Genomic DNA, 14105 nt, shown 5'->3' on the forward strand with positions numbered 1-14105 from the left:
AATAAAATTATTTCAGTATAAGAAGTTACCATTGACCAAGATTTGTTGATAAGGATCTTCCAATACTTTGGGCAAGTTGTCAAAGTCTAACCCATGGACAGCTAAAATGCCTACTGGGTTATGACTGAGCCATTGGTCATTGGCTGTAGGAGCTACCTTTCTCTCAAACCCCCTGTCTCTCTAAGGACTACCTGGCTGCCAAACCCGTCTGACCACCCCCAGATACCATTGGTTAAGTAATCAGAATATGGGATATATTTTATTGGCTGTTTGTTAAATAAAGCTTAAATCCTTGCTTAGGGTGGGATAGGGGGCGAGTACTGTGAAAGCTGATCAAGTCTCTCTTTATGCAAAGCGCGAGTGGGGGAAACCCCCATGAGCGCACCGGTAGTCGCTCATGGGGTGGCCTCCTTTGACCGCGCTACCTCGCTGCATCGCTTTAACAGAGCTGTCCGCCTTAACCCACCCATATTCATTACTCTAGCTGTCTTAAGATTTACTTTATAAATAGTCTCTTAATAATCCGGGGATGGGGGATAGGAGTACAGCTGGAATTATCGGTGGTTTTCTATATTGGATTGGTGATTTTGTCAACTCCTATTACTTGACCAGGGCTATATGCTTCTGTTATACTAGTGGTTATTTTAAAATGTCTAATTACTATAGGTTTTGGAGTAGTTCATCTTCATCTTGTCCTCTGCTCAAGCTGTAGAGGGGCAAATTGGCAAAAATTATCTTAAAACTCCCTAAAAATTAAATAAATCTCACAAAAGTATCTATTGTTGAGCTTTCGGGTAACAATGCTTTAAGAGCGATCGCTTGAGCTGCTGGCATCTGCCCGTAAGAAAATACATATGGTGTTTCCGGTGGCAACTCTGGCAGGAACTGCTCTAACACATAAGGACTACCGTAAATCACGAGAGCTTGTAAATCCCCAGTTTTCAACAACATCTTAAGCCATGCCCTAGCTACTGCTGTCAATCCAGCACTACCCCGAAACGGGTTACCTCGGATAAATAGCTGTAGCAGAGTAGTTTTAGCACCAACAGGATTATCGACTACTTCCGAAGGTAGGGTCGTGTGACTATCAACCAGTTGGAGTTTGTAACCCAGCCTTCTTGGTAAAGCGACTGCTGGTGTATGCTGTCCCAAAAAGTCACAAGCTAAGAGATCATCGACCAAAATTAGATTACGTAACGGTTGATTACTGCTGCTGGGTATTGATGATAAAGCTAGAAAACCTCTAGTTATCTGGGAAGCCTGGAGAATATCGGCTACAGTCGTGATTGTGGTTGGTTGAGCTAGTTGCGAGAGCCAATTGGGGTTGGGTTGAAATGTTATCGGTTGTTGAGCTGGATCATCGTCTAAGCCCGACTCCAGGACAGGTTGTGAGAGGGGGTTTTGTAGAGATGCTATTTGTTGTGCAGTGGAGTGTTCGTCTAAACCCTCTCTTTGAGAGTGATAGCCCACTTTACGTTTTGCACGACTTATGCGCTCTACTGATGCCTGAATCCGCTGCCGTGAGATCCGTCCTTGTTCGACTGCTTGACAGACTGCCTCAATTGCTGTTTCGGGATTAACGGGCATCAAGAGAATATCAGCACCGGCTTCTACAGCCATGACTGTGGCTTCATCGGCACCATAGCGATTAGCAATTGCCCCCATCACTAGAGCATCAGTCACAATCAGTCCTTCAAATCCCAAGTCTGTGCGCAACAGTTGAGTCAAAATTCGCTCAGAGAGGGTGGCGGGGTGTTGGTCATCCCAAGCTGTAATTAGGAGGTGAGCGGTCATGATGGCATCTACCCCAGCAGCGATCGCATTGGTAAAGGGAGGCAATTCAACCGTAGCTAGTCGCGGTGGTGAGTGGGGCAAGATTGGTAAATCCAGATGGGAATCTGTCGCGGTATCGCCATGACCGGGAAAATGCTTGGCAGTGGTTAAGACTGGATAGGGTCGGGTTCCTTCGATAAAAGCAGAAGCCAATTGGCTAACGATTTGAGGGTTATCACCAAACGACCGGACATTGATAACAGGATTTTGGGAATTGTTGTTGACATCAACAACTGGTGCCAGGATCCAGTTAATCCCAATGGCCAACGCTTCAGTAGCGGTGATTTCTCCCATAGTACGGACATACTGCAAAGCTGGCTCAGGATCGTTTTGGGCAATGGCTCCCAGTGCCATCGGTGGGGGAAACCAGGTGGCACCGGCAAACCTTTGACCCACACCTTCTTCAATATCAGCAGCGATCAGTAAGGGAATTTTTGCCCACTCTTGGAGTTGTTTCGACCTAAGGGCGAGTTCCACAGCACTCCCGCCTAGTAAAATAACACCCCCAATACCCAACTCTTGCAACCAACGCTGCAATTGCTGGGCTGGGGGTTCCCAAATCGGATACTGAATTTGGTGATCAAATAGGTAGCCGGATGCTCGAACCACTACCATTTGCGCCACCTGTTCTGCTAGGGAAAGGTTATTTAGATCAGGCAGTGACTTTGGGAGAGAATTCAAGCTTGTGCTCCAGAAATATCGTCTTCGAGTTGCTTGCTCTGGCGTTCTTGAGAAAGCTGATTCAGTAAGTTCAGCATCTGATCGCCTCCTTCGAGACCACGGTCTTCAATAAACATCACCTCTGGTGTGCGGCGCAGGCGAATCCGCCGACCTAGTTCTCGGCGGACATAACCTGTAGCTGATTTTAATCCAGCCATTGTTTTAGATCTTGCCTCATCAGTGCCATAGATGCTGACATAGATCTTAGCGTGCTGCAAGTCGCCAGAGACATCAACGTTGGTAATGCTAACCATCCCACTACCGACCCGGTCATCTTTGATATCGTTAAGCAACATTTGACTAACCTCCTGCTGAATTAGGGAGGAAACCCGAAAAACACGGCGATTTGTAGTCATGACGTTCCCTTTGTTAAAGTATGGGCATCATCGAAAGCTGCGCGCACCTAGTCTAAACCTAGTCTAAACCTAGTCTAAACCTAATCTAAACCGGACTGAAGCCGAGCATGCCACGTAGGGTGAAAACCAAGAATAGAGAAACTCCCACGGCTATGCCAATTAATGCGATCGCAGTTAGGGGGCGGTTCAGTAGTGGTTTTACCAGCAAAAACAGGGAATAGAATATCCCTAGAGTAATACTGATTAGATAGCGTGGGTAACGAGATACATTTTTAAAAAAGTCTTCCATTATCCTATAAACTATTATCGTGCCATTTTTAATACGTAAGCATTCAGCTATCAACCCTTAGCTATCATGACTCATCAACAGGAGGTAGTAAACAAGCTGGGGGGTGCTGGTATCGCTGGTTGAAAATCCCTGTTCGTTTTACTCATCCGACCCCGTGTAGTTAAAGCGCTTGCTAGCTGATAGCTGATAGCTGACGGCTGATAGCTTACTTTAATACTGGTAGCACTTTTTTAGCTTCTTCCGTACTTATTCTGGTAATTTGTAATAAACAATGCCAAAAAATTCCCCCCTCTTAGTAAGGGGGGGATTAAGGGGAGTTAGCACAGGATAACTAGGGGCTTTACCCTACAATCATTTACTCAACTCCTTGAGGCAAAAGCTCTCGGTTTTCCTTACGACTGACTTGTACCTTACCCTCTTCATTGACATCAACATAGGCAATATCTCCTTCCTTAATGCGACTGGAGAGAATTTCTTCTGCCAGCACATCCTCCAACAACCGCATGATTGCTCGACGTAATGGTCTGGCCCCGTAGCTGGGGTTGTAACCCTCTTCGATCAAACGGTCTTTGAACTTCTCGCTGACTTCTAGAGTAATGCCTTGTTCGTACAGACGACCAAACACTTCTTTTAACAGAATCTTGGCAATGTCCTTGACTTCTTCTTTGGTCAACTGACGGAAGACGATAATCTCATCTAAACGATTCAGAAACTCTGGGCGGAAGTACTGTTTAAGTTCTTCGTTGACTAGATTCCGAATTCGATTATATTGGGATTCCGCTTGATTATCGCTGAACTCGAAGCCCAGTTGTCCGCCACCCTTTTCAATAACCTTGGAACCGATATTCGAGGTCATGATCAGCAGGGTGTTCTTAAAGTCTACCGTCCGACCCTTGGAGTCAGTCAACCTGCCATCCTCTAGGATTTGCAGTAGCATATTGAACACATCTGGGTGTGCCTTTTCAATTTCATCGAACAGCACTACTGTGTAAGGACGACGACGCACTGCCTCAGTTAGTTGACCACCTTCGTTGTAGCCCACATATCCAGGAGGCGAACCTACCAACTTACTAACGGTATGGCGCTCCATGTATTCGGACATATCTAGGCGCACCATGGCTTCTTCAGACCCGAAGAAGTAAGCTGCCAAAGACTTAGCTAATTCTGTCTTACCGACCCCTGTAGGTCCAGAGAATACAAAACTGGCAATAGGACGGTTGGGATTCTTTAAGCCTACCCTTGCTCGACGAATTGCTCGGGAAACGGCTTTAACCGCATCTTCCTGACCAATCAGGCGCTGATGCAGGGTATCTTCCATGTGAAGTAGTTTCTCTGACTCTGATTCAGTCAGTTTTTGTACCGGCACACCAGTCCAAGAGGCAACAATGTGAGCAATGTCCTCTTCATCTACAATTGGGCTTTCATCAGTACCCCGAGATTCGCTCTTCTTGCTTTGGGCAATTGAGCGAATTTCCGCCTTTATTTCCATTTCGCGATCGCGCAGTTCCCCAGCTCGATCAAAGTCCTGGGAGCGTACCGCATCATCTTTTTCTTTGAGGACCTGACGCAGTTCTTTATCTAGCTCTTTTGCTGCTGGGGGCAACTGGGAGTTAATCAAACGCACTCGGCTTCCTGCTTCATCGATCAGGTCAATGGCCTTATCTGGCAGGTAACGGTCGGAAATATAACGGTCTGAGAGGTTTGCTGCTGCTTCGAGAGCCTCATCGGAAATTTTCAATTTGTGGTGTTGCTCGTAGCGCTCCCGCAAGCCGTATAGAATCTCAATAGTTTCTTCTACTGACGGTTCACCGACCATTACTGGTTGGAAACGACGTTCTAGGGCTGCATCCCGCTCAATGTGTTTGCGGTACTCATCCAAAGTTGTCGCTCCAATGCACTGCAATTCTCCCCTTGCTAAGGCTGGTTTGAGGATATTTGCCGCATCAATTGCCCCTTCAGCTGCACCTGCACCAATCAGGGTATGAACCTCGTCAATCACCAGGATTACGTTAGATGCCTGACGAATTTCATCCATAATTTTTTTCAGGCGTTCTTCAAACTCACCCCGGTATTTGGTTCCAGCAACCAGTAAGCCAATATCGAGGGTAACGACTCGCTTTTCTTCCAAAATGTCTGGAACATCATTGTTAGCGATTCGTTGGGCTAAGCCTTCTGCGATCGCAGTTTTTCCTACCCCTGGTTCTCCGATCAATACTGGGTTATTCTTGGTACGGCGTCCCAATATCTGGATTACCCGTTCTATTTCCTTTTCCCGTCCTACTACTGGATCTAGCTTGCCTTCACTAGCCATCTGGGTTAGGTTCGAGCCAAACTCATCGAGAGTAGGAGTCTTTGTACGACCTTGAGAGGCTCCTGCTGTGACTTCCGCCGTTTCACCCAACATTCTGATAACTTGGGTTCTGACTTTAGACAGGTCTACTCCTAGGTTTTCCAAAACCCTAGCCGCTACGCCTTCTCCCTCCCGTATTAGCCCAAGTAGCAGATGTTCTGTACCAATGTAGTTATGGCCTAGCTGGCGAGCTTCTTCTAGGGATAGCTCCAGAACCCGCTTTGCTCTAGGGGTAAACGGGATTTCGACAGCAACGAAGCCGGAACCCCTGCCAATAATTTTCTCAACTTCAATCCGAGCGTCTTTGAGATTTACGCCCATAGATTTGAGGACCTTGGCAGCTACGCCAGTTCCTTCTCCAATCAAACCCAGGAGGATTTGCTCTGTGCCTACGAAATTATGACCTAGGCGACGTGCTTCTTCCTGAGCCAGCATGATCACCTTAATGGCTTTTTCTGTAAAGCGTTCAAACATGGCGTATTCCCATCACCTGTTGCATGCCCGTGTAAGCTGATTCTAGCACAGGTAAATCAGCCCACTGTTGATTTTTACACAACTCGCAGCAATTGAAACAGTTATTTACTTACTTCCCAGCCATTTCTGGCGATTAGCCATTAACCAATTTCCAGGTCAATCTCTGCCAAGCGCTGTTTAATTTCCTCGTAACAATCGGCCATTGTTTTTTCAAATTCAGGGGTTTTCAGACCCCCTCGCCATAAAATCAGAGCATCCTCCCCAGTATCTTTGTAATAATTTCTACGTCGTCCAGCTTCAGTAAAGCCGAACTTTTGGTAAAGAGCCAGTGCTGCTTGATTAGATGGTTTCACCTCTAAGGTTGCCCACTCTAAATTACGCTGTTTAGCATCTTGTAGCAATGAATAAAGCAGTAATTGACCCAAACCTTGACGTTGGTAGTCAGGATGCACTGCCAGAATAATAATATGGGCTTCCTCCAAAATTGACCAAAAACAACCTAAGCCTACCAGGCAATTGGGTAATGAGGTGATGGGAACACCTGTGCCTTCAAGCAAAGTTGGTTTTTTGCCCCCTTTTGGAGGAGCTTCCAAAGCCAACAACTGACTGTTGGGGCTATCCAACTCTCGCTCGTAACCCGACCGAGTCCAAAGTCCACCAAAACACAGCTGATCTAGTGCCACTGCGGCACTTAGGTGCTCTGCTTTGAGGGGTTTAAGTTTTAAGACAGTCACAGCCTTCAATTGTACACTGATTAACGAGACGCAAGTTCCAACTGTAAAGCAAAATCAGGAAAATAATTACATAATGCTATCGACTCAACCCATTGAGGTTCACAATTCAGGGCTTCAGTATCTCGATTCATCTATCACTCCAGACTCAAACAATGGTGGATCAAACCCCTCACCGAATCAGCAACTGCTACCTCTAACCGCCAAAGTCAACAGCCGTGACTGCTTGGAAATTGGTGGTTGCGATGTGACGACTCTAGTCGAGCAATTTGGCTCCCCCCTTTACATTGTGGACGAAGTAACCTTTAGAACTGCTTGCCATCAGTATCGGGAAGCCTTTGCTAACTACTACCCCGGAGAATCCCTGGTTCTCTACGCTTCTAAAGCCTGGAATTGTTTAGCAATTTGTGCGATCGCAAACTCTGAAAGCCTCGGAATCGATGTGGTTTCTGGTGGTGAACTCTACACTGCTCTACAAGCTGGTGTTAGTGCTGACAAACTCTATTTCCATGGCAATAATAAATCTACCAGTGAACTGGAACTAGCTACCGAGAGTGGCTGCACCATCGTAGTGGATAACTGGCTGGAGTTAAAATCCCTGGCTTCTTTACCACAAGAGAATATCCGGATCATGATTCGCTTGACCCCAGGGATCGAGTGTCACACCCACGATTACATCCGCACTGGTCACCTAGACAGTAAGTTTGGCTTTGATCCCGATACCTGGGATCAAGTTTTTACCTTTATCAGCCAACACCCAACCCTCAACTTTGTTGGTTTACACGCCCACATTGGCTCTCAGATTTTTGAGAGGCAACCCCATCAAGATCTGGCGAAAGTGCTAGTGGAGTGTATTGTTAAAGCGGCTGACTACGATTTGCCAGTACAAGAGATAAATGTAGGAGGAGGCTTAGGGATTTGTTATCTAGAATCCGATGACCCCCCTAGTATTGATGATTGGGTCAAGGGAGTCTGTGACTCCGTTGTTGCTGCTTGCACTTCTCGGCAACTCGTCCTACCGAAACTGCTATCGGAACCCGGGCGTTCCATTGTTGGTCCAGCCTGTGTCACCGCCTACACTTTGGGTAGTTCTAAAGTCATCCCCGAAATCCGGACTTACTTGACAGTTGATGGAGGTATGTCAGATAATCCGCGTCCCATTACCTACCAATCCGTTTATCGCTCTGTCGTTGCCAACCGGATGTCAGCTCCCCTGACCGAAAAAATCACAATTGCTGGTAAACATTGTGAATCAGGGGACATTCTGATTAAAGATGCCACCCTACCTCAAACTCAGCCAGGAGATATTTTGGTGGTAATGGCTACTGGTGCCTACAATTACAGCATGGCATCTAATTACAATCGGTTACCCAGACCAGCAGCAGTTTTAGTCAAGGACGGAGAAGCCCAAGTGATTGTGCAGCGGGAAACTTACCAAGATTTAATTCGCCTAGATCGTTTGCCCGAACGACTCAGACCCAGAGCAGAAATTAGCTAAAAGCTAAAAGCTAAAAGCTAAAAGCTATTGGTTGTTGGTTGTTGGTGGTTGACTTTTGGGTAACCGCCAATCATTAACCATTAACCATTAACCATTAACTTTTTAAGAGCTAATCACTTGGCTGACGCTAAAATCAAGCCAGTTCGACTCCATCTCCATCCTTAATTCTTTCCTGAACGTTCAATGCCTCCGTTGCCGGGTCCTGTTACTGACCATAGCTGGGCTCAGTCATTGTTGCTTCACAGCATCGATGTTGGGTTGGTTCTAGCCCTTACTTATCTTGTGCTCCTCATCATTGGGGAGCGCCGCACATTATGGATGGTTCGAGGGCTAATTGTCCTGATGTTAGCCGCAGCAGTAAGTAATAGGTTAGGGTTGACGCTATTGAGTTTTGTGCTAGAAAAGTTGGTGGTTGGCTCAGCTGTGGCAATGGCTGTCATCTTCCAATCAGAGTTTCGTCGATTTCTTGAACAGTTAGGTAGAGGAGAGATTGTGCAGTTGTTTCAAGGACAACGACGTCCCACTCCTAAGCCTGACAGTGTAATCAATGAAATCGTAGACGCGGTCAAAGAGTTGTCTCAAAATCGAGTTGGCGCTTTGATAACTTTAGAAACTAATGGTCCAATTGATGAGCGGGATGTTTCTGTACCGGGTGTTCAGCTAAATGCTGAAATTTCTAAAGAACTACTGCAAACCATTTTCCAAACAACTACGTTGTTACACGATGGAGCGGTATTAATTCGTGGCTCTCGGGTTGTAGCTGCGGGGGTAATTTTGCCTCTTTCTGAGCGCACAGCCTCTCGGAAGCTGGGGACCCGCCATCGGGCTGCGATGGGAATTACAGAACGTGTCGAAAATTGCCTTTGTATTGTTGTATCTGAAGAGACGGGTTCAATTTCTTTGGCGGAAAAAGGAGGATTGTACCGACCACTAACTAGCACAAAACTCAAACAATTGCTAGAGGAACGATTTTCCCCAGTCGTGGATCGTGAGGTAGTTGCTCCAGGTCTACGCAACCTAGGTCGCCAATTCAAGTCCCAGGGACGGGTGCTAGTTTCACGTTTCCTCCGTCTTCCATCATCAACGTCTCAAGAGAAAAAATAACTGCTATGCAAACTATCCTAAACAAATTACCAAGCGACCTTTCACCAGACCGTTTGCCTAAACATGTGGCAGTGATTATGGATGGTAATGGTCGTTGGGCAAAACGCCGGGGACTACCTCGGGTTATAGGACATCGGCAAGGGGTGGAGGCTCTCAAAAAACTACTGCGTTGTTGTGATGATTGGGGAATCAAAGCCCTTACCGCCTATGCATTTTCTACAGAAAACTGGGGACGTCCCTTAGAAGAGGTGGAGTTTCTGATGACCTTGTTCGAGCGAGTTTTGGCTAGAGAACTTCAAGAAATGATGGAGGAGAATGTTCGGATTCAGTTTGTCGGAAATTTGACTGCCTTACCCCCATCCTTGCAAGCAGAAATTGAGCATTCTATGAATGAAACTCTCAATAATACTGGCATTCAGTTTACTGTGGCTACTAACTACGGAGCACGCCAGGAAATTATACAAGCCTGTCGAGCCATTGCTACTCAGGTACAGCTTGGTCACATCCAACCAGATGACATTGACGAAGCCCTATTTTCACGCCATCTCTACACTGCCAATGTCTGTGACCCAGACTTGCTAATTCGCACTAGTGGGGAAATGCGCTTGAGCAATTTCCTGCTTTGGCAAATGGCTTATGGGGAACTTTACATCACAGATACCCTATGGCCAGATTTTGACCGTGGAGAGTTTCACCGTGCTTTGTCTACTTATCAGCAGCGTGAACGTCGGTTTGGAAAAGTCTAAGAATGGTTAAAGGTTTTTTAGTTGTTCGCCTTTGGCGTTCCTTGTAGGGTAGTTTTTTTAGCTTAAGGTTTTTTATTGAAAGGTTGCCGATTAAAGGTTACAGCTTAGAGAAGCTATATAATTTCTCATAGTTATGAGGTACATTTAATTTTCATCGAGGCCACTCCTTCAAACCCAGGATGAAAGTACCTCACCCCATTGAGAACTGCTATAGTTGGAAAATTAAACCTTAGCCAAAAGGCCACGCGTTCGCGTTCAACCTTCTGACTTTCAACGACTGCAGACCCTTCACCCACTAAGGACCACAGAAAACTGCGTCTTCTATATCTTTGCGGCTGAGGGAATACTTGAACGATCTTTGAATATCTTGTCCATCTTCCCCAGACTTGAGGTAGCGCACGATTAACTCCTCTACCTCAAGGCAAAGTTCTGCTTTCCAGGTAGGTCGATCAACACGCCAGCAATGTAGATCCTTACTGTCTTGTTCACATCCTAGTCTTTTCAGCCACCTCTCTATTTCAGGTAGAGGGTGGTTATACAAGGGGGTATCACCTGGCGGAAGTGTCATATCGAGTCCGATTAACTATTTATAATTATTGGTGGTACATCAGTATAAAATTGAAAATTGTCAATGGTCACCTGACAATTTTCAATTAAAAATTAACACAATTAAATTATAAGGGATTAACTATAATTATAAGGGATTAACCATAATTAATATTATATAGCTTTTATCGCCGTTATGAGGTACAGTATTCTTTCACTTTGATTCCGTTTATTGATGCACCGCATCCCTATTAAATTTTCCCTGTTCCCTGTTCCCTGTTCCCTGTTCCCTGTTCCCTGTTCCCTAAAATCCAGAAAATGTGTACCTCATACCTATGAGAATTGGTATAATTTGTTCTTGATCAGTTATTCTTAGGGATGGTTTATCTGGAGATTTTGGACTGATTGGTTATTAACCGGTATTTTACTATCCAAATTATCAGGTTTCGCTTGTTGAATAGAATTAATCTCGGGTAAGGTAAGCAAATCTTTAGCATTGGGTTTAGAAATTAGCACAGCAGCTTCACCTTGGGTTAATCCAATCGCTATGGCTAGTAGTAAGCAGGCTAGAAAGGTTAGTCCTAAAATGAATAGGACAAAAATCTCCCCAGCTGAAAGAGGGCGGTCAGTGGGATCAAGGTAAGCTGAGGACGAGGAGCTTGGTGGCTTTTGATTAACTGGATTGTTTAAACTAGCCGGTGCCTGAATAACATTGAGGCGGGAATAACCAATTTTTTGGTCATACATTGCTCGTCGCTCTGGATTACTCAGGGTAGCATAGGCTTCGTTCAGCTTTTGGAATTTAATCGTGGCAGTTTCAGTGGGTAAGTCGGTTGTATCAGGATGATAGCGCTTACTGAGTTGCCGATAAGCACGCCGGATGGCTATGGGTGATGCACTAGGGTGCAATCCCAGTATTTCGTAATAACTCGTAGGGTTTGAGCTTTGGGGATTCCTAATGTTTTGTCTGACCCGATCTTTTGCCACCGCAGTTTTATCCTAACTGGTGAGACAACGCTTTCGATTATTGTGACATCTGGAAGGATCCTTATCCTTTAAGGATCCTACAAAACTGGACAATTCCGGTTAACTAAGCAAAACTAGCGCGTATTCTAGGGAGCATGGAAGTGGTTATCTTGACCCATGCTTAGATCACTCGTTTTCAAATCAGGTTTAGCTAATTCCGTTATGTGGAACTCAAGTAGGTTAAATGTGACACGCCACGCCACGAATTGCTGACAACAACAGCCACCCCAAGGTATTAACCCGAAAGTCAAACAGAGTTACATCCAGGAGATTGAATACAGTACAGCTGCCAAAAGCCACCAGATAACTGAACAGAATTAACTTGTCTTGATGCCAATCTTGTCTAGTGGTAGGGGTGGCAACGGTTGACCAAACCCTTAATAGTTGGATACCTTGAACCATGATCCAGCCAACTAATCCACTCAACATCAGTGTGCCTGGGATGCCAGTTTCAGCAGTCAACATTAGAGGTAGATTATGGGGATGACCAAGCCAGACTTCCATTTGTGACTGGTAAAGAGGAGTGAAATTGCGTAACCCCCAACCCAACCAGGGACGTTCCTGAATCATTGACCAAGTAAATTGCCACTGGGTTGTCCTCAAGGTAGCGATGGGACGGTCGGGATACAACTGGTCAGACAATCGCATCCAAAAGTATGCTGGGACAATATGACGCAGCCATTGACGCCCTAGCATTGGACCAAATGATGCCCACAGAACACTACCAACAGCAGCAGTAACTGCTGTCACCACCCAGTACCAACCTAAGTAAAGGGCAAAGGCAAGGCAAGCCAAAACAGCGATTATCCAAGCATTGCGGGAGTTGGTCAAAACTAGTGCGATCGCATTAGCGATCACCACCACACTCAAGAAAAACAGCGGATAATCGAATCGATGCCAGCTCCAACGCCTCCCTTGAAACCTCTCAATCCACAGCCCTATTCCTAAAATTAATGGTATTTGTAGATAAGCGGCTAGGATATTGGCATACAAAAACACTGAATCCATCCGACCTGGAGGATTACCGTTAGCTACCAAGGTTGAACCAAAGACTAGTGATAAGAGTTTTGGGCTAGTCCAACCCAAAACCATCTGAGCAAAACCCATTATAGTTACTGCTAGGGAAGGAATAACTATAATCCAGGCTAATTGCCTCAGCTGTGCTGGGGTTTGGATGAGGGTAGAGAAAGCAGCGAAAACCGCTAAGAAGGGTAGAAAATTCCCTAAACCTAGGAACGCTTCTGTGGGGTTATAGGCTAAACTACTAGTAATGAGCAACCAGATACTCAAAATAGCCAAGCCCCAGTTTAGGGGTTTTGAGATCATACTGGTGTAATTTTGCCGCCAAGTATCTCCCACAGCTAGAACTAACCCCACTGCGCCTAAAGCGGGAAATAGGGGAAATATAAGAGTTCCCAGCTTAGCGCAGTTCCAACCTATTTGTAGGTGATTGTCTGAATGTCTATACTTTCCCAAGAACCAATTAACCACTAACCACTACTATCAATCTAAACTGGTTCCCAGCACTCAGCACGAGTCAGGCGAATTTGTGCTAGGGTTAAGATTGTCGGAATAATCCGACCGTAGTTGGTTGCGATCGCTCTCCAGCCTAAGTCAACGAAGAAATAGCTCCACATGATCGGACCGAGGCAGGCAAAAACACTCCGAGTAACCCCATAACGAGCAGCACTCAGTGCCATTCCCTGTCGTGCTGTTTGTAGTGTCAAGTAGTTCTGAAACTGAGCTGCTGCTGCCAAACCCCCCTTCACTAGGGCTTGTTTAGCCACCTGATAGCGAGCGAAATGCAGGGCGAACTGGCGTGCAACCTGTTGCAGTATTATTGGCTTTAGAATCGAGGTCAATGCTAGGGCGCTACCACCTTTGAGTAAAAAGTCGATAGGATTGTGCTGGATTTGTACAGGTAAGGGTTCAGGGAGTTTTGACTTAGCTAAGCATTTCTGTACCTGTACTGTCAAAGATTGCTGCTCTTGAGTTGGTAAGCGTTTCCAGGTTTTCTCCATTAGGTGAAGAAATATTTCTGCTTCCAAGTCAGTTGTAGTCAGACGTTGAGAGTAAGGAATTTTGAGGTAACGACAAACTTGAATCAGGGCTTGTCGGTAGGTTACTTCACTCGTGCGTCCCTTGAGTACTGTTACTCCATCTGCTGCCAAGAAGCGAAATCGCTCTTCCAGGGAATCCAACCAAGCTTCACGGTTTTGGCTTTGGATATCGATTGGCTCAGGGAGCTGAAGGTAATCTAAGGGATTAAACCTACGACAGAATAGAATGTCTGTCATTTGTTGTAACTCTTCAACGGTTGCTAACTCTAACGCAGTTCTCAGCTCATCCAACGTTCTTCCCTCCACAACCCCGTTTTTACTGCTGTCCTCTATTCTACTCCTATCAGTTTTCTAGTAGGAGTTTGAATCTAC

General features: G+C 45.7%; 12 protein-coding genes. 3 read left to right on the forward strand and 9 right to left on the reverse strand.

All coding sequences use genetic code 11. The annotated features are described in order from the left end of the window. Positions 1-753: 753 nt before the first annotated feature. From F6K63_RS10905 to rimI, 5 genes are all read right to left on the reverse strand, one after another. Positions 754-2514, reverse strand: coding sequence for a glycoside hydrolase family 3 N-terminal domain-containing protein (locus F6K63_RS10905; RefSeq protein WP_008179932.1), 1761 nt, complete (start codon positions 2512-2514; stop codon positions 754-756). Then, positions 2511-2909, reverse strand: coding sequence for a 30S ribosome-binding factor RbfA (gene rbfA, locus F6K63_RS10910; protein ID WP_008179934.1), 399 nt, complete (start codon positions 2907-2909; stop codon positions 2511-2513). The genes F6K63_RS10905 and rbfA overlap by 4 nt, the downstream gene beginning before the upstream one ends. A gap of 85 nt (positions 2910-2994) precedes the next feature. After that, positions 2995-3198 (reverse strand): DUF751 family protein, encoded by a 204-nt coding sequence (locus F6K63_RS10915; RefSeq protein WP_008179935.1) that lies wholly within the window; start codon positions 3196-3198, stop codon positions 2995-2997. 355 nt (positions 3199-3553) lie between these two features. After that, complete coding sequence (locus F6K63_RS10920; protein WP_008179937.1) at positions 3554-6022, reverse strand: ATP-dependent Clp protease ATP-binding subunit; 2469 nt, start codon at positions 6020-6022, stop codon at positions 3554-3556. A gap of 140 nt (positions 6023-6162) precedes the next feature. Beyond that, complete coding sequence (rimI, locus tag F6K63_RS10925) at positions 6163-6756, reverse strand: ribosomal protein S18-alanine N-acetyltransferase (RefSeq protein WP_287312081.1); 594 nt, start codon at positions 6754-6756, stop codon at positions 6163-6165. A gap of 73 nt (positions 6757-6829) precedes the next feature. Here rimI and lysA point away from each other — a divergent pair, with 73 nt between their 5' ends. The 3 genes from lysA (at position 6830) to uppS (ending at position 10101) form a co-directional block, all read left to right on the forward strand. Continuing rightward, the gene (gene lysA, locus F6K63_RS10930) at positions 6830-8251 is read left to right on the forward strand and encodes a diaminopimelate decarboxylase (protein WP_287296166.1); all 1422 of its coding nucleotides are present in this window, start codon (positions 6830-6832) and stop codon (positions 8249-8251) included. A gap of 183 nt (positions 8252-8434) precedes the next feature. Continuing rightward, positions 8435-9355 (forward strand): diadenylate cyclase CdaA, encoded by a 921-nt coding sequence (gene cdaA / locus F6K63_RS10935; protein ID WP_008179944.1) that lies wholly within the window; start codon positions 8435-8437, stop codon positions 9353-9355. After that, the gene (gene uppS, locus F6K63_RS10940) at positions 9352-10101 is read left to right on the forward strand and encodes an undecaprenyl pyrophosphate synthase (RefSeq protein WP_502708302.1); all 750 of its coding nucleotides are present in this window, start codon (positions 9352-9354) and stop codon (positions 10099-10101) included. The genes cdaA and uppS overlap by 4 nt, the downstream gene beginning before the upstream one ends. A gap of 295 nt (positions 10102-10396) precedes the next feature. On the opposite strand, the gene F6K63_RS10945 is transcribed toward uppS, so the two are convergent. From F6K63_RS10945 to F6K63_RS10960, 4 genes are all read right to left on the reverse strand, one after another. Next, complete coding sequence (locus F6K63_RS10945) at positions 10397-10669, reverse strand: DUF3143 domain-containing protein (protein WP_008179948.1); 273 nt, start codon at positions 10667-10669, stop codon at positions 10397-10399. Between the two features lie 350 nt (positions 10670-11019). Further along, positions 11020-11634 carry a J domain-containing protein gene (locus tag F6K63_RS10950; protein ID WP_287312085.1) on the reverse strand — a complete coding sequence of 205 codons (615 nt, stop codon included), beginning with the start codon at positions 11632-11634 and terminating at the stop codon, positions 11020-11022. A 219-nt stretch (positions 11635-11853) separates the two neighbouring features. Further along, entirely contained in the window at positions 11854-13050 is a 1197-nt protein-coding gene (locus tag F6K63_RS10955) for an O-antigen ligase family protein (protein WP_353812994.1), read from the reverse strand. Positions 13051-13181: 131 nt separating this feature from the next. Beyond that, positions 13182-14024 carry a YaaW family protein gene (locus tag F6K63_RS10960; protein WP_071108065.1) on the reverse strand — a complete coding sequence of 281 codons (843 nt, stop codon included), beginning with the start codon at positions 14022-14024 and terminating at the stop codon, positions 13182-13184. Positions 14025-14105 lie beyond the last annotated feature (81 nt).

It is taken from the genome of Moorena sp. SIO1G6 (assembly GCF_010672795.1).
GTDB classification, from domain to species: Bacteria; Cyanobacteriota; Cyanobacteriia; order Cyanobacteriales; family Coleofasciculaceae; genus Moorena; species Moorena producens.